The following is a 17500-nucleotide window of genomic DNA, read 5'->3' as shown; positions in this document are numbered from 1 at the left end:
TTGAATTAATCCTTGAAGGCGATATCAAGCCGCTGCTGGCTAGCATCGTCTTTTTAGTCTGTATTATTCTGACTGCCTGTCTAAAGTAGAGTGATTGAACTTGTATATTTATAACTGTCTATCTAAAATTGTCTGAATAAGAGACAATACGCCCATAAATCCTAAAGTCTTACGGCACTAAAAAAATAGTAGCGCGTTCAAAGGCTCTTAGAGATTGAGCAACACAGACATTTAATAAATTCAACTTAAGTAAAAGGCAGTTCTGAATGACCAAACATAACCCGTATAATTTTTTACCTTTGCAGCCAACAGGTAGAAACGAGACTAATACTGCTAATACCTATGCTCCTGAAGATATGATTAAAATATACGAGCAGCAGTTTCTCATTCAAGTGCCAGAAGAAGAGCTGACCGAGTTTTTGCCAGCGTTAAAAGCATTCTATGATATCGACAACCATACCTTAGATGTCAGTGCAATTATTTTCGATGCAATTGCACACTCTGCTATTATTTATAATCACAAAATTAAAGTCGGCGACTATCAGATATTAGGTGAGTTGATAGAAGAGGCGATTGAATATGATGAAGACAACAAAAGTGATGAAAGCGCTGAGAGTGAAGAGATTCAAGCCTATACATTAGAGTGCCAACGTACATTTTTCATCAATGATGTAGAAATACCTTATCATTTTAATTTATTTATTTATGGCGATGGTTATTCTACTCTGACCAAAAGGAAACTGTACTAGAAAAAATGTATTGGTTTGTCAGAGGTAGATTTGAAGAGGATTTATTAGATGACGCTGAAGACAACGACAATTTAGAGTCTATTAATGCGCAATTGGCCAGTTTAGGTATTCGTGAAATGGATCTGACGACTGTAGATGAGATAATCAGCTATGTAGAAGGCAGTATCATTGACGATCCAATGGTGGACGAGCTTAATAAACTGTTGGATGATGCTGAATAGTGAGTAAGATAAGTTAGTAAAGTGATCTAACGTCAAAAGAATAGATTTAAAAATAAAAAAGCTTCACTGCTCGTATTATGAATGGTGAGGCTTTTTAAGTATTTAATATATTATGTTTTTGGATTTTCTGCTGTCAGATAAGAATAAAGAAACTGTTAATTTCTATGCCGAAGACTCAAAAATAGAGCAACAATCTCTTAGAGTTCATCTGCGAGCTTAAGATTCTTATCATCCAGTTAATTTTAACTAAACAAATAATAATGATATAAGAATTAGAGTTAAAGTTAAAGCATTAACACTTTGACTCTAATTGTAAATAGAGTATAGGATGCGTATAATTATGCTAGAATAGGTTTCTCAGAAAATGGGCTTCTTTTTGCACAAAGCTTTATACAAAAAGAAGCCCATTTTTTTGCATAACGATTATTTTTAATAGCTACTGCTTATCGCGATATGTTGCTATGATTTGAAAGGTTTATATGATGCGACAGTCTCTTAAATTGTTGAGTGCCTCAAGTTTGATACTTATGATGTTGTGGTCGACTGGATGTGCTACGACGACCATTAACTCAGGTCTTCAATCTGGTAGTTTGCCACCTAGTGGAACATTTGTTGCCTCTAACGGTATACAGTTCAATGTTCAACCTCTTAATCTAGCAACTCTGCCAGCGAAAAAGGCCTTTGTTCCTAGTAATGACTTAGCACGTTTAATCAGAAACTCTGGTCAAGTAGAATATCGTATTACCAAAGGGGATATCTTAGGCATCACTCTTGTCGGTTATCCAGAAATCGCCCCACCATTAACGAACAGTAGTAATACTGCAAACCCATATGCTTTAGGTTTCCCAGTCGATCAGCAGGGCTTCGTACAGTTCCCGTTAATCGGGCGTATCAAGGCCAGTGGTATGAGTGTGCCGCAGTTTACTGCAAACTTACAAAGTCAGCTAAAGCGCTATCTGAAATACTCAGATCCTCAGGTGAAGATTGTTAACTATCGTGGTAATAAGTTTTTTATTGATGGTGAGGTAAAACAACCAGGTGAGTTTGCAATTGCCGATGTGCCAGTTTCATTATATGGCGCTATCTCTATGGCGGGCGGGGCTACTCCAACAGGTGACTCAAATAACGTGGTTCTGAATCGCAATGGTACGAGTTACAATATTGGTCTACAGTCGCTCAGACAAATGGGTGCCTCTGCTAATCAGATCTATCTGCAAGATAGTGACTCTATTCACGTCAATAGCCAAGATCGTAATAAGGTATATGTATTAGGTGAGTTTGGGCAAGTAGAGCCTGTCCCTATTCTAGAACAAGGTATTAGCCTGGCACAGGTATTAGGCGAGTCTAAGGGGCTTAACTCTAGTACGGCCAATGCTGCCAAAATATATGTGGTCCGTGATAATCTAAATACGCGAGCGACGGATATTTACTATGTGGATATGCAGAACCTGACTAGTTTTGCGCTTGCCAATCGTTTTGATATGCAGCCTAATGATATCGTTTATGTTGATCCAACTGGCTTGACGCGTTGGAATCGTGTAATTAGTGCGATACTACCTTCAACGTCTGCAGTTAGTATCCTTTCAGGATTATAGGTAATAGTTGTTATGGCATTTGATAATATTTTAGTGGTTTGTGTGGGTAATATCTGCCGCAGTCCCATGGCAGAAGCATTGTTAAAGCAACGCTATCCTCATAAAAATATTGACTCTGCAGGTGTTGGCGCGTTAGTCGGTCACCCTGCAGACCCTGCTGCGTTAGAGATCATGATAGCGCAGCAGATTGATATCACTAATCATGTGGCGAAACAAATCGATGAGGATTTGGCTAAACAGGCTGATCTTATCTTTACCATGTCAGACGGTCAGACTAAATGGATTGAAGAGCGGTGGCCGTTTTGCCGTGGTAAAACCTTTAAGCTTGGTCATTGGATGAATAAAGACATTGCTGATCCTTATAAGCACGACATGAGTGCTTTTGAAACTGCACATCAAGACATTGTCGACAGCCTTGAGCAATGGGCAGATAAAGTTAGCTAAATAGCTATTATTAAACGATTAACTTTAAGTGATGAACATACCGTTATGAATACAGATTCAAAAAATGTATCAAACTCAGCTTCTAAAGAAGATAATGACGAAATTGATTTGATGGCGCTGCTATTTGCTATTTTGCGTGGCTGGAAAATAATTTTGCTTTTTGCAGTGTTAGGTTTGGTAATAGGGATCTTATATAGTAGATATGTTAATCCTACCTTTAAATCAGATGCGCTTATTCAAATTGAAGAGAACTCTAAGGGGTTGCTGCCCTAGGTGCAGACATCTCTGAGCTAATCGGTTCAGAAGCCAGTAAAGCTCAAGCAGAGGCTGAGTTGATAAGATCGCGCATGATTTTAGAACCAGTTGTTAACTTGCTACATTTACGTATTCAGCTTTCAGATCCAAATATTGGCGCTCTAGATAGAATAAAAAGCAATAGTATTGATACTCAGATTAATAAACCGGAAGGCGTGTCTCTTAAAACTGAGGATGGTGAAGTACAAATTAGTCAGTTTAATGTTTCGCAAGAGTATCTAAATCAACCATTTACCTTGACGCGCTCTGAAACAGGGTTTGTGCTAAGCAATGGCTTTGATGATTTCAAAGGTCAAATTGGTCAAGCACATCAATTCAGAGGGACGGATGGTCAGATTCAAATAACCGTTGACGATCTGCCAGTCGAGGGATATTCGGTTAATATCACTAAGCAATCGCTTCAGATAACCACTGAGCAGATTAATAGTGCCTTATCCGTGGTGGAAAAAGGCAAACAAACTGGGATTATTCAGCTGTCTATGACGGGTGCCAATCAGCAGCAAACTAGCTTGGTATTAAAACAGATCGTCTTGTCTTATATCGATCAAAACCAGTCTCGTGGCTCTGAAGAGACCACTAAAACGATTAGTTTTATGGAAACTCAGATTCCAGCACTAAAGAAGAAACTGGAAGACTCTGAAGCCATATTCAATGAGTTCCGGAAGAAGTATGGCACAATTGATGTGAGTAAAGAGGCAGAGCTGTTATTGACAGAAAACTCTCAAATCGATGCTCAGCTTAATGAGTTAAAACTCAAAAAGCGGATTTAACCACTTATTATACTGAAGAACACCCATTGGTCCTCCAAATCAATGAGCAACTGGCAGTACTTAATGATAGAAAAAATGAGATAGACAATACGATTGCTGGTTTACCTGAGATACAAAGAGAGTTTTTGCAGCTATCCGCTGATAGTACGATCAATCGAGAGATTTATTTAACTCTACTCAAAAATTATGAGCAGCTAAAAATTGTTAAAGCCGGTCAGATTGGTTTCGCACGTATTATTGATTTACCTATTAGTACTTATCGAGCGATTGCACCGAAAAAATTACAAATTATGATACTAGCCATGTTGTTGGGAGGTATGCTCGGCACGATGCTAGTACTGCTTAAAAATATGCTAAGAAATGTCGTTAAAGATCCTGAGCGTATTGAAGCCAAAACAGGCGTTCCTGTAGTAGCGACTATCCCACGATCTCCGCTCCTAACAAGACTGAGAAAAAATAAGAAAGCCCCTAATAGGTTATTGGCTTACGTGGATAGTAATAGTCTGAGCTACGAGGCCATTAAAAGCTTAAGAACAAATTTGATGTTTGGTATGCCGGTACAAGGGCGCGCAGGTCAGCGTGCCAAAGTTATCCTCATTACGGGTGAAAGCCCGGGTGTGGGTAAGTCTTTTATCTCTTCTAATTTAACTGAAGTATTTGCCCAGTTGGATAAAAAGGTGCTTGTTATGGATGCTGATATGCGCTTGGGTGAGTTACACAAAACCTTTAGTGTGAGTCAAGATAATGGTTTGGCAGATTATTTATCACAAGATACAACTCATTTATCAAATAACAAATTACAAGTCTCAACAGTGAATAAAGTCAATGAGCCTGATTATCTAGCAAGCTTTATTCATCCTACAGGTGTAGATAATATTGACTTTATGCCAAGAGGTCTGCATCCACGTAATCCCGCCTCATTATTGGCTAATGGCAGTTTTGATCATTTAATGATAGAATTAAACCCGCATTATGATTATATTATTATGGACTCACCGCCAATATTGGCTGCTGCTGACGCCATGATATTAGCACAGCATGCTGATAAAGTGTTAATGGTCACAAGATACGATGACTCGATAGAAGGACAGTTGGTTTATGCTGTTAATCAGATGAATAAGGCCAATATAAAGGTCGACGGTATCATTCTCAACGATGTACAACAAGGTCTTATGAGTAAATATAGTTACCACTATAGTTATGCTTATGGTAATAATAAATGATTAGCTGTTTAGAGTTCTTACCTAAATTAATCCCCTTTAAGTAGTTGTGTGTTATGTTCATAAAGTCAGAACCAAAAAATATGTGCCAATCATTGAACAGTAAAAATGGTTGGTTACAACGTATAGCTGAATACTTGTTGTCGTTACCTCGTAGTGTTAAGCGTGCCGTTTTGCTTAGTACAGATCTTGTATTGTCTTTGATTTGTTTATTTCTGGCCTTATCATTACGGCATGGTTATCTTGGTAACCATATCGGCCTATTGGCACTATGCTGTTATGCCATTATCCCTATCATAGGGTTATATGCAATAGGGTTTTATAAAGGTGTGGCTAGAGGTTTCTTTGATGCCGTCATGGCAAATGTTTCGCAGTTATTTTTTTTGCTGATTGTCTTATATGAAGTCATTATCTCTTTTGATGTCTTTCCATATATGCCACGCTCTGTACCTATTATATTTTTATTTCTATTCTTTATATGGTTGTGGAATAGCAGACTGACTATCCGTGAGTTATTGACTCGCGCACAGGGAAAAAATCAAAAGCGTGATATAGACGATAATGATTATGATAATGTGATTATTTATGGTGCAGGAGAGGCCGGTCGAGAGCTATCAGAAGGCTTAAAGAACTCTCATAAATATAATGTAGTGGCTTATGTTGACGACGATCCACAGCTAACAGGCGCTTACTTACTCGATAAAAAATCCATGCCGCATCTGATTTAATTAGATTAGTGGGTAAATTAGATGTAGCTCAAGTGTTTTTAGCGATTCCTTCAATTAGTCGTGCGCGCAAACGCCAGATTATCGATAAACTGGAAGGTATTTCTATTAAAATTAAAGAGTTGCCTAGTTTGGAAGAGATCGCTGAGGAAAAAGTAACGGTTAGTAGTATGCGCAGAGTCGATATCTTAGACGTACTGAATCGGCAAACGGTTGAGCCAGATATTGAGCTTTTACAGCGTAATATAATGGGTAAAAGTGTACTGGTTACTGGCGCTGGCGGCTCTATAGGTAGTGAGTTGTGTCGTCAAATTATTAAAAACAAGCCCAAATGCATAGTGCTATATGAACTCTCTGAATACGCGCTTTATACTATAGATCAAGAGCTGACCGCGACGAAGGCAAATAACAAGGATTATGAAAATATTGAAGTCGTTGCCATTATTGGTAACGTGACTAATGAAGATACCTTGTTGCGTGTATTTAACGCTTATCAGATACAGACGGTTTATCATGCTGCGGCATACAAACACGTTCCCATCGTAGAGCATAACCCTTTTGAAGGCGTTATTAATAATAGCAAAGGCACTTATCACTGTGCGCGTGCGGCTATACAAGCAAAGGTCGATACCTTTGTACTTATTTCTACTGATAAAGCAGTCAGGCCTACCAATATAATGGGAGCTTCTAAGCGTTTAGCAGAGTTAGTCTGTCAAGGGCTGAGTCAAAAATACGGATCATACTGTGATCAGTATGGTGCGTTTCGGCAATGTACTTGGCTCATCAGGCTCGGTAGTACCTGTCTTTACGAAACAAATAGAGCAAGGAAAACCGATCACAGTTACCCACCCCGACGTCACACGCTACTTTATGACTATTCCAGAAGCGGCAAACCTAGTGATCCAAGCAGGTGCAATGGCAAAAGGCGGTGAAGTATTCGTTTTAAATATGGGTGAACCCGTCAAGATCGTCGATTTAGCCCGTCGCATGATTCATTTAAGTGGGCATAGGACGAAAACGATAGATAATCCTAATGGTGATATAGAGATTATATTCACAGGCTTAAGGCCAGGTGAAAAACTCTATGAAGAGCTCATCATCGGTGATGACAATATCAAAACAACCGATCATTCCCTAATCATGCAAGCGATAGAGCATAGCTTTCCATTAGATGAGCTAGAGTCAGTATTGTTTGAGTTGAATGAAAAGCGAAAAAGAGCTTGATGTTCCTTGGCTGAAGCAGCAGTTTAAAGAGTTTGTAGTAGGATATCAGTCAGCGACATCTAATAATAATTTGAAACCTATTACTAAATTAGATAATAAGAATGCTTAGTACTATATAATATATTCTCATATATTAGTATCGATGATAGGCATAGCAATATGCAGAAGTAGGTAAGATAGTATGATGATTAGCATTATTTCTAAGTTTTCAAGAATGCAGTTAATAGAACATAATACATAGTTTTTAAAAAAACTTGTTTTCAGATACTTTTATTGAATCAAGTGGTTTGAGTTTAGTCTTATTAATTCGAGTTATTCATATAGTATTTGCAGTAATCACATTATTTATATGTATAGTTATCAGATTTTTATCAACGATATAAACTTAAAATGAGCATCATCTAGGGCGTGTCCTCAATTGAATCGACAGTCATATAAATAGTTTAAAAATGGTTAGATTCTCCAAACAGCATCAAATAACTAGCTAATATCTCGATATTATCGGCGTTATTTTTCTTGCTTCATGGCAATTCATCTAATTTTTATCACCATTTTTAAAATAAGGACGCGCCTTAATACCATTAGTTATTTCTAAAAATCAAACAAGGTCATTATGAACTCAATACTAAAACTAACCGGTAGGGAGAAAGAGCTGTTTACTACCGATATACAAAATAAGCAACAAGAATTATATAAAACTGTATCTACTTCTAAATTTTTAGTTATAGGTGGCGCTGGAACTATCGGTCAGGCAGTTACTAAAGAAATTTTTAAGCGCAATCCAAAAAAGCTGCATGTTGTCGATGTTAGTGAAAACAACTTGGCTGAGTTGGTTCGTGATATTCGCAGTTCATTTGGCTACATCGATGGTGACTTTCAGACTTTTGCACTGGATATAGGTTCAGTTGAGTATGATGCTTTTATTAAAGCTGATGGTCAGTTTGATTATGTATTAAACTTATCAGCCTTAAAACATGTTCGCAGTGAAAAGATCCTTATACCTTAATGCGTATGATTGATGTTAATATCTTTAATACTGATAAAACACTGCAGCAGTCTATAGAAAGTGGTGTTAAAAAATACTTTTGTGTTTCCACAGATAAAGCAGCTAACCCAGTCAATATGATGGGCGCCTCAAAACGTATTATGGAAATGTTTCTAATGCGTCGTAGTCTAGAAATCGATATCTCTACGGCTCGTTTTGCTAATGTAGCATTCTCTGATGGATCCTTATTACATAGCTTTAATCAACGTATTGAAAAACGCCAACCCATTGTTGCGCCTAATGACATTAAAAGATATTTCGTGACCCCTCAGGAGTCTGGTGAATTATGTCTAATGTCTTGTATCTTTGGTGAAAATAGAGACATTTTCTTCCCAAGTTAAGCGAAAACCTTCATCTGATTTCTTTTGCAGATATTGCTATCAAGTACTTAGAACAAAAAGGCTATGAACCAGTATTATGTAGTAATGAGGATGAGGCACGCGAACTTGCTAAAACGCTTCCCGAACAAGGCAAATGGCCCTGTTTATTCACAGGTAGCGATACTACTGGCGAAAAAGATTTCGAAGAATTCTTTACCGATAATGAAGTGTTGGATATGCAGCGATTTAACAACCTAGGTGTCATTAAAAATGAAGCTATATTTGAACCTACCTTACTTGCAGAGTTCGAAACCAGTATTCAAGCTATGAGAGACAGACGTGCTTGGGAGAAACAGTCTATTGTCGATCTATTTTCAAAATGATTCCAGATTTTGGTCATAAAGAGACTGGAAAATATCTTGATGGCAAAATGTGAGAATATTATGCAAACCGAACTTATAAAGTTGGTTAGAGAGATCTACTCAACTGATGAATTTATACCCTTACACGCGCCTAGCTTTTCGGGTAACGAGCAGAAGTATGTCACAGAAACCATAACCAGCACTTTCGTCTCAAGTGTCGGAAAATTTGTGGATGAGTTTGAACAAAAAGTCCAACAAGTAACTGGGTCGGCAAAAGCTATAGCAACTGTCAATGGTACTGCTGCACTTCACTCAGCATTATATTTAGCAGATGTAAGAGCGGGCGACCTAGTGATTACGCAAGCATTGACTTTTGTGGCCACCTGCAATGCCTTATATCATATGGGTGCTAAACCCATTTTTATCGATATAGAACGTAAAGCATTTGGTCTGTGCCCTGTAGCTACAGAGCAATGGCTATCTGAAAATGCTGTTATAGACGAGGAAGGTCAGTGCCGTCACAAAGAGACTAAAGCGCCTATCAAAGCCGTTATGCCAATGCATACCTTTGGTCATCCTGCTCAAATTGATGAGCTATTAACGGTATGTCAAAAATGGAACCTCACTTTAATAGAAGATGCAGCTGAGAGCTTAGGTTCGTATTACAAAGGCAAACATACAGGTACTCTAGGACGCTTTGGCGCTTTAAGCTTTAATGGCAATAAGGTTATTACCACAGGTGGCGGCGGTATGGTTCTATGCCAGAGCCAAGAAGATGGCATTAGAGCGAAGCATCTTACAACGACAGCAAAAGTTCCTCACCCATATGAGTTTTATCATGATGAGGCAGGGTTTAACTATCGTATGCCAAATTTGAATGCGGCTTTAGGCTGTGCACAAATTGAGCAATTAGAGGCAAAACTTGCCAGTAAACGTCTGATAGCAGAGCGGTATATGGAGTTCTTTAAAAGTACAGATTACCGTTTTGTAGTAGAGCCTGAATACGCTCAGTCTAACTATTGGCTAAATGCTGTCGTTTGTCCTGATGTGAATGCTCGCGATACTTTATTAGAAGTAACTAATAAGCAAGGTCTTATGACTCGCCCCGTCTGGCAATTAATGCACGGCTTACCTATGTTCGCTAATGAATTAAAAGGCGACTTAAGCAACTCTGAATGGGCAGAGGCTCGACTCGTTAACTTACCTAGCTCGCCTATTGGTATTTAATATGAAAAAAATTGCTGTATTTACAGGCACTCGTGCAGAATACGGGCTTTTATATTGGTTGTTAAAAGATATTCAGGCTCATCGGTCTTTAGAATTACAGTTACTCGTATCAGCGATGCATTTGTCACCTGAGTTCGGGATGACTTATAAGCAAATACAGTCTGACGGATTTAAGATTACTGAAAAGATAGAGATGCTACTTTCTTCAGATTCTGCGGTTGGTACTGTAAAGAGTATGGGCTTAGGAGTTATAGGTTTCGCGGATGCGTTAAATCGTATGAAACCTGACTTACTGATTATCTTAGGAGATCGGTTTGAAGCTCTAGCTGCCGCTCAAGCTGCCATGATTTTACGTATTCCTATTGCTCACATTCATGGTGGTGAGATTACTGAAGGTGCTTATGATGATGCTATTCGTCATGCCATTACTAAGCTTAGCTTGCTTCATTTTACATCTACAGACGCTCATCGAAATCGAGTTATTCAACTAGGTGAACACCCCAATCGTGTATTTAATGTTGGCGCTGTAGGGCTTGATCATTTACAACGAACTGAGCTCATGTCCATTAATAATTTATCTACCTCTCTAAACTTTAACTTAGACAAACCTTACTTTTTAGTCACTTATCATCCAGTAACCGCTGCTTTTGAACCAGCAAAAGAGTCGTTTTTAAATCTACTACAGGCACTGGAACAGTTTCCAAGGCATCAAATTATATTAACTTATCCGAATGCCGATGATGGGGGTCGAGAAATAATTCCTTTACTTGAAGAATATGCTGCAAAAAGTCCAGAAAGAGTCTTAGCGATTCCATCTTTGGGACAAAAGCGTTATTTGAGTGCTGTAAAGCACGCCCAAGCAGTAGTGGGAAACTCTTCTAGTGGTATCATAGAAGTACCCTCCTTTAAAGTACCCACTATCAATATTGGTGAGCGTCAACGAGGTCGCATGGCAGCTAAAAGTGTAATATCATGCCCTCCAACGACTACAGCTATTTTTAAAGCGTTAAATTCAAGCCTAAAAATGATTTTTCTAATGTAACTAATCCTTATGGAAAAGGGCAAGCCAGTGAAGCCATACTAAGGGAAGTCCTTAAAGCAGACTTATCTGCTATAAAAATCTTTATGACCTACAAAAGGAGTTATAGATTATGGTTAAAATTATTGCAGAAGCTGGCGTTAACCATAATGGTAGCAAGGATTTAGCTTTTCAACTCGTCGATGCAGCTCATGCTGCAGGGGTAGATATTGTTAAATTTCAAACTTTCAAAGCAAAAAACTTAGTCACTAAAAGTGCTCAGCAGGCAGATTATCAAATTCAAAACACTGGTGTTACTGAGTCACAGTTTGATATGCTAAGCCGTTTAGAGCTTGACTATGACACTCATAAATCTCTAGTAGCACACTGTAAGAATCTAGGTATTGAGTTTTTATCAACGGCCTTTGATAAAGAGAGTCTAGACTTCTTAGTTAATGATCTTAGTCTAAAAACCCTAAAGATTCCTTCTGGTGAGTTGACAAATGCACCTTTCGTGTTGGAGCACGCTTGTACTGGATGCGACTTAATTGTTTCTACAGGTATGGCAAATTTAGCGGAAATTGAAGCCGCTTTAGCAGTCATTGCTTTTGGATTAGTGGCTGACGATAGTCAAACTCCTAGCCAACAGGCTTTTGAAGAAGCCTATAATAGCGACGTAGGACAGAAAGCTCTCAAACAAAAGTCATAATTTTTACACTGCACAACTGAATACCCAGCACCTGTTAATGAAATCAATCTAAATGCTATGTCTACGTTAAGAAACACCTTTCATTTAACAACGGGCTACTCAGATCATAGTGCGGGTATTACCATCCCTATTGCAGCTACCGCTTTGGGTGCACAGTTGATTGAGAAGCACTTTACTTTAGATAAATCAATGCCTGGTCCAGATCACAAGGCATCATTAGAACCAGATGAGTTAAAAGATATGGTACAAGGGGTTCGTGATGTTGAAATGGCCTTAGGCAATGGTATAAAGGCCCTCAGGCCTCAGAAATTAAAAATAAATCTATAGCTAGAAAAAGTTTAGTCGCTGCTCAGCATATAAAGGCAGGTGATACTTATACAGAAAAAAACCTCACTATTAAACGTCCAGGTAATGGGATGTCCCCGAGTCTTTATTGGTCCCTATTAGGTAAAACAGCTAATCGAGACTATTTAGAGGGAGATTTGATTTATGTCTAAACCTTTAGTAGTGATTGGTTCGGGAGGTCATGCTTCTGTGATTGCTGATATTTTATTAAATCAAGGTAGAACAATAGTGGCGACTGTATCTCCTGATGAAATAAAGGATAATATTCCATTAAAAGGTATAAAACGTTTAATGACTGATGCAAGCCTCCTAGATACCTACTCACCTGAAGAAGTTGATTTAGTGAACGGCCTCGGTGCTTTGCCTGGCAATACATTAAGAACTAACCTGTTTGACTACTTTTCTAATTATGGCTATAAATTTCAGTCCGTCATAGCTCCATCTGCTATTATTGCAGGAGGGGTTAGACTGGAAGATGGCGTACAAGTCATGCATGGTGCCATCATTCAGACCAATGCTAGCATAAGTAAAAATTGCATAGTTAATAGTGGTTCAGTTGTTGAGCATGACTGCGTAATTGGTGCACACAACCATATCGCACCGAATGCCACTTTAAGTGGCGGCGTCATTACGGGTGATCAAGTGCATATAGGTACAGGAGCTAACGTTATCCAAAGCATCAGCATTGGTAAAAGAGCAGTTATTGGTGCCGGATGCACAATAATAAGAGATGTTAAGGCTGGGCAAGTAATTGTTCCAGCGCGCAACCGAGTTATTCGAGAGGAGTCGTAAAAATGACAGATTGGCAAGACGTGGTGCTAACACCTGCATCGAACATCCGTGATGCTATGCGTACTCTCGATGAAACGGCGCTTCGTATCGCTATAGTTTGTGATGAGAATGATAAGTTAGTAGGTACAGTGACTGATGGTGATATCCGTCGGGGGCTACTAAAGAATAGTGATATGCAAGACTCTGTCAGTGCGGTAATGAATCAGAGTCCAAGAACTGTTACCCGTCTCATACTCGTCAACAGCGCATAGAGATTATGGATCAGTATGATCTTCTTGCACTGCCGATTGTTGATGATAAAAACCATTTGGTTGGCTTAGAAACTCTACACCAAGTATTGCAGCCTGTGAAGCGGGATAACCCCGTCTTTATTATGGCTGGTGGTTTTGGTACTCGCCTTCGTCCCCTTACTGACAACTGTCCAAAACCAATGTTACGTGTCGGTGAGAAACCAATGCTTGAGCACTTAATTAATCAGTTTCGAGTACTGGGTTTCCATGACTTTTATATCTCGACTCACTATATGCCTGAAGTCATTCAAGAGTACTTTGGTGATGGTAGTCAATGGGACATCAGTATAACTTATATCCATGAAGATGCACCTTTGGGAACTGGTGGTGCCTTAGGATTGTTACCAAAAAGCTTACCTCAATTACCATTGATTATGATGAATGGTGATGTCTTAACTAAGATTAATTTTACAGAATTGTTGGATCATCATGAATCTAATAAGTTAGATGCTACAATGTGCGTTCGACAATTAGAGTACAAGATTTCTTATGGTGTGGTTGAAAGTGAGGTTGGCCTTATTACTAATATGGTAGAAAAACCTACTTATCGCTATAATATCAACACAGGCATTTATGTTCTCAGCCCTGAGTGCGCTGCCTCTGTTCAATCCAATATACAAATTGACTTGCCTACTTTGTTAGACCAAAGAATGCAATTAAATAAAAAAGTAGGTATATATTCTACTCATGAATACTGGTTAGATATCGGACAAATGGCTGATTATCAAAAAGCTCAACAGGATATAAAAACCCATTTCAAAGAAAGATAAAACTCTATGAATAAGTTGGCTGTAATAGGTTTAGGAAGCATCTCTAATAGGCATCGCAAAAACTTAAAGATGCTCTACCCACGCTCCACTATCTTTGCTATGTCCTCCAGTGGAAGGACACCTGATAAATTACCTCCGGATGCGGATATTATAGCTAGGAATATTGAGGAAGTGATTAGTCATAATCCTGATATGGTTATTGTCGCTTCTCCTTCTACCCTACATAAAGAACACTCTATTCGATTAATAAATGCAGGTATACCTGTACTTATTGAGAAACCTATTACGGCATCGTTAGTGGATGCAAATGAAATAATCAAGGCGTTAAAGTCTCATCAAACGCCTGTTGCTATAGGGTATTGTCTACGATATCTAAATAGTAGCCAAAAATAAAAAGTAAACTTGATTCAGGTTTAATTGGTGAGATATATAATGTATTTGTCGAGGTAGGTCAATATCTACCAGACTGGAGAACTAATAAAAACTATAAGAATAGTGTTTCTGCCTCTTCTAACTTAGGTGGAGGAGCTTTGCTTGAGCTGAGCCACGAAATTGACTATACCCAATGGTTAATAGGTAATTTGACTCCAAAATTTTCTGTATTGAGATCCTCAAAAGCTTTGGAGCTAGAGGTTGAGGATTCAGCTGATATTTTATCTGTAAATTCAAAAGGTGCCGTCATCTCCATACATCTTGATTTTCTACAACGAAGACCTTATAGAAAATGTCGCTTTATTGGAAGTAATGGTTCATTAGAGTGGGATTTAATAAAGAATAATATTGTTTTGAACAGCAGCGATCGAAGCGAGATTATATTCAGTGACCCTGATTGGGATAAAAACAAGATGTATTTAAATATGATTCTAGATTTTGAAAACTTGATACTAGGCAAACCAAATCAATGCATAACACCGCTTGAAGCAGCGAATACTATTTCATTTATATCTAAAGTAAAGATTTAAATAAGGGTCGGAATTAACCCATGATGAATTATGCTTTTATATTTGCTCGTGGAGGCTCTAAAGGTCTTCCGGGCAAAAACATAAAAAAACTCGCTAATAAGCCGTTAATTTGTTACTCCATTGAGTCTGCTTTATCAGCTCGTTCTATTAGTAAAGTATTCGTCTCTACTGATGATGCTAATATAGCAGCAGTCGCCCAAGAATATGGCGCTACTGTAATTAATAGACCGCAAGAGCTAGCAGCTGATGATTCACCAGAATGGCTAGCTTGGCGACATGCTATACAATGGGTAACCGAAAACTATGGGCCGTTTGATAGATTTATCAGTTTGCCGGCTACAAGCCCCTTACGCAGCATTGATGATATAGAAAGTGCCATTAATAAATTAGAAGGTACTAATGCTGATTTATGCATTGCCATTACGCCAGCAAATAGAAGCCCTTATTTTAATATGGTTACACGCAGTTCTGAAGATAGTGTTAAATTAGTTATATCTCCTGAAAATAATGTTACTCGACGTCAGGATGCTCCAAAGGTATTTGATATTACTACTGTTGTATATGTATCCACTCCAGAGTTTATTAATACAAATCTTGGATTGTTTTCAGGTAGAGTAGTAAGTATTGAGGTGCCTAAAAACAGAGCCGTAGATATTGATGATATTTATGATTTTCAATTAGCTGAAAGTATTATACTGAGCAGAAATAATGAATAACTTATTAATTAATAAAACTATATTAGTTGCTGGAGCAGGTGGGCTTCTAGGAAGTCAAATAGTTAAGAATGCTTTAGAGCAAGGGGCTAATATAATAGCAGCAGATATTAATTTTGAAAGAGTGCAGAAGCTTTTGTCTTCTTTAAATATCAATATAGATAGTCCCAGCTTAAAGTTTATAGAGACGGATATTACCGATGAAGATAGTGTAAAAGATTTATTTTTGGGCATCGGACATGTGGATGGTGCAGTAAACGCTACCTATCCAAGAAATAGTACTTATGGGAATCACTTCTTTAATGTAACGCTTGCTAGTTTTAATGAGAACTTAGCATTACACTTAGGTAGTGCCTTTCTATTTTCCCAACAATGTGCAGCTTACTTTGAAAGTAAAAAGACGCCTTTCTCTCTTGTTAATATATCTTCAGTTTATGGCTTCGTAGCACCAGACTTTTCCATATATGAGAACACATCCATGACTATGCCTGTTGAATACTCTGCAATAAAATCAGGGTTATTACATATTAATAAGTACATTAGTAAGTACATAAATAATAGCGATTTTCGAATTAATGCTGTAAGTCCAGGTGGTATTTTTGATTCTCAACCAGAGGCTTTTCTAGAAGCTTACAAACAAAAGACTTTGGGCACTGGTATGCTAAATGCTAAAGACATTATAGGATCAATTTTGTTCTTGCTTTCTGATCAGTCTGCATATATTGTTGGTCAAAACTTAATTGTTGATGATGGATTTTCTTTATAATCGATATCCTTATAATGTATGAGTATTAAATATTGGAGTTTACTATTTAATTGTACTCTGAATTTCTATTCTCATAGCTTACCTATTCTTAAATAGAATAATATCTTAATATTATTTTGGGGCTATCCTAGATTATTTTACTTATCTAGGATAGCCTCATGAGAAAGCGTAGATTAAGTTGGCACAAAAAAAACTAAGCTTATCGAACTACTTGTTGCCGGTTCTACCGCGAGAACAGTAGCAAGCTTAATAGGTATTAATAAAACAACAGTCAGCTATTGCTTTAGCAGGCTAAGACTACGGTTTTATGAGAATAGTTAGAAGCTTCGTCTTTTAGAAGGCGAAATAGAAGTTGATGAAAGCTATTTTGGTGGCAGACTTAAATGCAAACGTGGTGCTGGTAACAAGGTCTCTATTTTTGGACTGCGCAGTGGCAGTGTCTATATTTGTATCATCCTCAATGCAAGATCTGATAACTTAACCCTTACTATAAGAGAGGAAGTAAAGTCTGATAGTATCAGACTTTACTGATTCCCTTTGGAATTTACAGAACACTTGATGTCAGTGCGTTCACCCATTGCCCTATTAATCATTCAAAAGAGTCTGCACAAGACAGAAACCATATTGATTGAATAGAGAGCTTTTGGAGCCAACGCGAGCGAAATATGCGTAAATATAATCATATTCCAAAAGAGCATTTTCATCTATTTTAAAAAATATAAGTCTACAAATAAGGTTTATGTTAATTATTATCATCATGCTATATAGCTAGCTCATTTAAAAGCGAATAAATAGTCATACAGCTTAGACATATCGTTAACAAAAAATCATCCATAAAAAATTATATATTTTTTCTAGGCAGTTTATGAGAATAAGACCATTAATAGTATTTATTTTATCACCAGCAATGCTGTTTGT

21 protein-coding genes and 3 pseudogenes are annotated in these 17500 nt (G+C 37.9%); all 24 read left to right on the top strand.

Going from position 1 to position 17500, the window contains the following annotated elements; genetic code table 11:
• Positions 1 to 266: 266 nt before the first annotated feature.
• Positions 267 to 749 (top strand): hypothetical protein, encoded by a 483-nt coding sequence (locus tag ACOBWA_RS09395; protein ID WP_420229188.1) that lies wholly within the window; start codon positions 267 to 269, stop codon positions 747 to 749.
• 5 nt (positions 750 to 754) lie between these two features.
• A complete protein-coding gene (locus ACOBWA_RS09390; protein WP_420229187.1) occupies positions 755 to 970 on the top strand; it encodes a hypothetical protein in 216 nt (71 codons plus the stop codon).
• Positions 971 to 1449: 479 nt separating this feature from the next.
• Positions 1450 to 2565, top strand: coding sequence for a polysaccharide biosynthesis/export family protein (locus tag ACOBWA_RS09385; RefSeq protein WP_420229186.1), 1116 nt, complete (start codon positions 1450 to 1452; stop codon positions 2563 to 2565).
• A gap of 12 nt (positions 2566 to 2577) precedes the next feature.
• A complete protein-coding gene (locus ACOBWA_RS09380) occupies positions 2578 to 3009 on the top strand; it encodes a low molecular weight protein-tyrosine-phosphatase (RefSeq protein ID WP_420229185.1) in 432 nt (143 codons plus the stop codon).
• A gap of 45 nt (positions 3010 to 3054) precedes the next feature.
• Positions 3055 to 3282 carry a Wzz/FepE/Etk N-terminal domain-containing protein gene (locus ACOBWA_RS09375; protein ID WP_420229184.1) on the top strand — a complete coding sequence of 76 codons (228 nt, stop codon included), beginning with the start codon at positions 3055 to 3057 and terminating at the stop codon, positions 3280 to 3282.
• A gap of 74 nt (positions 3283 to 3356) precedes the next feature.
• Positions 3357 to 4094 carry a hypothetical protein gene (locus ACOBWA_RS09370; protein ID WP_420229183.1) on the top strand — a complete coding sequence of 246 codons (738 nt, stop codon included), beginning with the start codon at positions 3357 to 3359 and terminating at the stop codon, positions 4092 to 4094.
• A gap of 26 nt (positions 4095 to 4120) precedes the next feature.
• Positions 4121 to 5317 carry a polysaccharide biosynthesis tyrosine autokinase gene (locus ACOBWA_RS09365; RefSeq protein ID WP_420229182.1) on the top strand — a complete coding sequence of 399 codons (1197 nt, stop codon included), beginning with the start codon at positions 4121 to 4123 and terminating at the stop codon, positions 5315 to 5317.
• A 53-nt stretch (positions 5318 to 5370) separates the two neighbouring features.
• Positions 5371 to 6042 carry a nucleoside-diphosphate sugar epimerase/dehydratase gene (locus ACOBWA_RS09360; protein WP_420229181.1) on the top strand — a complete coding sequence of 224 codons (672 nt, stop codon included), beginning with the start codon at positions 5371 to 5373 and terminating at the stop codon, positions 6040 to 6042.
• A 167-nt stretch (positions 6043 to 6209) separates the two neighbouring features.
• Positions 6210 to 7263 (top strand): annotated as a pseudogene (locus ACOBWA_RS09355) (UDP-N-acetylglucosamine 4,6-dehydratase family protein).
• 613 nt (positions 7264 to 7876) lie between these two features.
• The gene (locus ACOBWA_RS09350; RefSeq protein ID WP_420229180.1) at positions 7877 to 8269 is read left to right on the top strand and encodes a polysaccharide biosynthesis protein; all 393 of its coding nucleotides are present in this window, start codon (positions 7877 to 7879) and stop codon (positions 8267 to 8269) included.
• Positions 8269 to 8649 carry a polysaccharide biosynthesis protein gene (locus ACOBWA_RS09345; RefSeq protein WP_420229179.1) on the top strand — a complete coding sequence of 127 codons (381 nt, stop codon included), beginning with the start codon at positions 8269 to 8271 and terminating at the stop codon, positions 8647 to 8649. The genes ACOBWA_RS09350 and ACOBWA_RS09345 overlap by 1 nt, the downstream gene beginning before the upstream one ends.
• Positions 8650 to 8864: 215 nt before the next feature.
• On the top strand, positions 8865 to 9011 hold the full coding sequence (locus tag ACOBWA_RS09340; RefSeq protein ID WP_420229178.1) for a hypothetical protein: 147 nt from the start codon (positions 8865 to 8867) through the stop codon (positions 9009 to 9011).
• 60 nt (positions 9012 to 9071) lie between these two features.
• Positions 9072 to 10217, top strand: a complete 1146-nt coding sequence (locus ACOBWA_RS09335; RefSeq protein ID WP_420229177.1) for a LegC family aminotransferase — start codon at positions 9072 to 9074, stop codon at positions 10215 to 10217.
• 1 nt (position 10218) lies between these two features.
• Entirely contained in the window at positions 10219 to 11259 is a 1041-nt protein-coding gene (gene neuC / locus ACOBWA_RS09330; protein ID WP_420229176.1) for a UDP-N-acetylglucosamine 2-epimerase, read from the top strand.
• 109 nt (positions 11260 to 11368) lie between these two features.
• A pseudogene (gene neuB / locus ACOBWA_RS09325) lies at positions 11369 to 12271 on the top strand (N-acetylneuraminate synthase).
• Positions 12253 to 12441 (top strand): SAF domain-containing protein, encoded by a 189-nt coding sequence (locus ACOBWA_RS09320; protein ID WP_420230754.1) that lies wholly within the window; start codon positions 12253 to 12255, stop codon positions 12439 to 12441. The pseudogene neuB and the gene ACOBWA_RS09320 overlap by 19 nt, the downstream one beginning before the upstream one ends.
• A complete protein-coding gene (locus tag ACOBWA_RS09315) occupies positions 12434 to 13081 on the top strand; it encodes an acetyltransferase (protein WP_420229175.1) in 648 nt (215 codons plus the stop codon). Before ACOBWA_RS09320 ends, ACOBWA_RS09315 begins: the two co-directional genes overlap by 8 nt.
• A 2-nt stretch (positions 13082 to 13083) precedes the next feature.
• Complete coding sequence (locus tag ACOBWA_RS09310; RefSeq protein ID WP_420229174.1) at positions 13084 to 13332, top strand: CBS domain-containing protein; 249 nt, start codon at positions 13084 to 13086, stop codon at positions 13330 to 13332.
• A gap of 5 nt (positions 13333 to 13337) precedes the next feature.
• Positions 13338 to 14141, top strand: a complete 804-nt coding sequence (locus ACOBWA_RS09305; protein ID WP_420229173.1) for a nucleotidyltransferase family protein — start codon at positions 13338 to 13340, stop codon at positions 14139 to 14141.
• A gap of 6 nt (positions 14142 to 14147) precedes the next feature.
• Complete coding sequence (locus ACOBWA_RS09300; protein ID WP_420229172.1) at positions 14148 to 14534, top strand: Gfo/Idh/MocA family protein; 387 nt, start codon at positions 14148 to 14150, stop codon at positions 14532 to 14534.
• Positions 14531 to 15103, top strand: coding sequence for a Gfo/Idh/MocA family protein (locus ACOBWA_RS09295; protein WP_420230753.1), 573 nt, complete (start codon positions 14531 to 14533; stop codon positions 15101 to 15103). The genes ACOBWA_RS09300 and ACOBWA_RS09295 overlap by 4 nt, the downstream gene beginning before the upstream one ends.
• A 20-nt stretch (positions 15104 to 15123) precedes the next feature.
• Positions 15124 to 15819: a cytidylyltransferase domain-containing protein gene (locus tag ACOBWA_RS09290; protein WP_420229171.1), complete on the top strand. Its 696-nt coding sequence runs from the start codon at positions 15124 to 15126 to the stop codon at positions 15817 to 15819.
• Positions 15812 to 16582: an oxidoreductase gene (locus ACOBWA_RS09285; RefSeq protein ID WP_420229170.1), complete on the top strand. Its 771-nt coding sequence runs from the start codon at positions 15812 to 15814 to the stop codon at positions 16580 to 16582. Before ACOBWA_RS09290 ends, ACOBWA_RS09285 begins: the two co-directional genes overlap by 8 nt.
• A gap of 158 nt (positions 16583 to 16740) precedes the next feature.
• Positions 16741 to 17292: pseudogene (locus ACOBWA_RS09280) on the top strand (transposase); the annotation flags it as partial.
• Positions 17293 to 17500 lie beyond the last annotated feature (208 nt).

This window comes from Psychrobacter sp. ER1 (assembly GCF_048631835.1).
Taxonomy (GTDB): domain Bacteria; phylum Pseudomonadota; class Gammaproteobacteria; order Pseudomonadales; family Moraxellaceae; genus Psychrobacter.
Note: the sequence above shows the minus strand (reverse complement) of the source record. Positions and strands in the feature narration are given on the sequence as shown.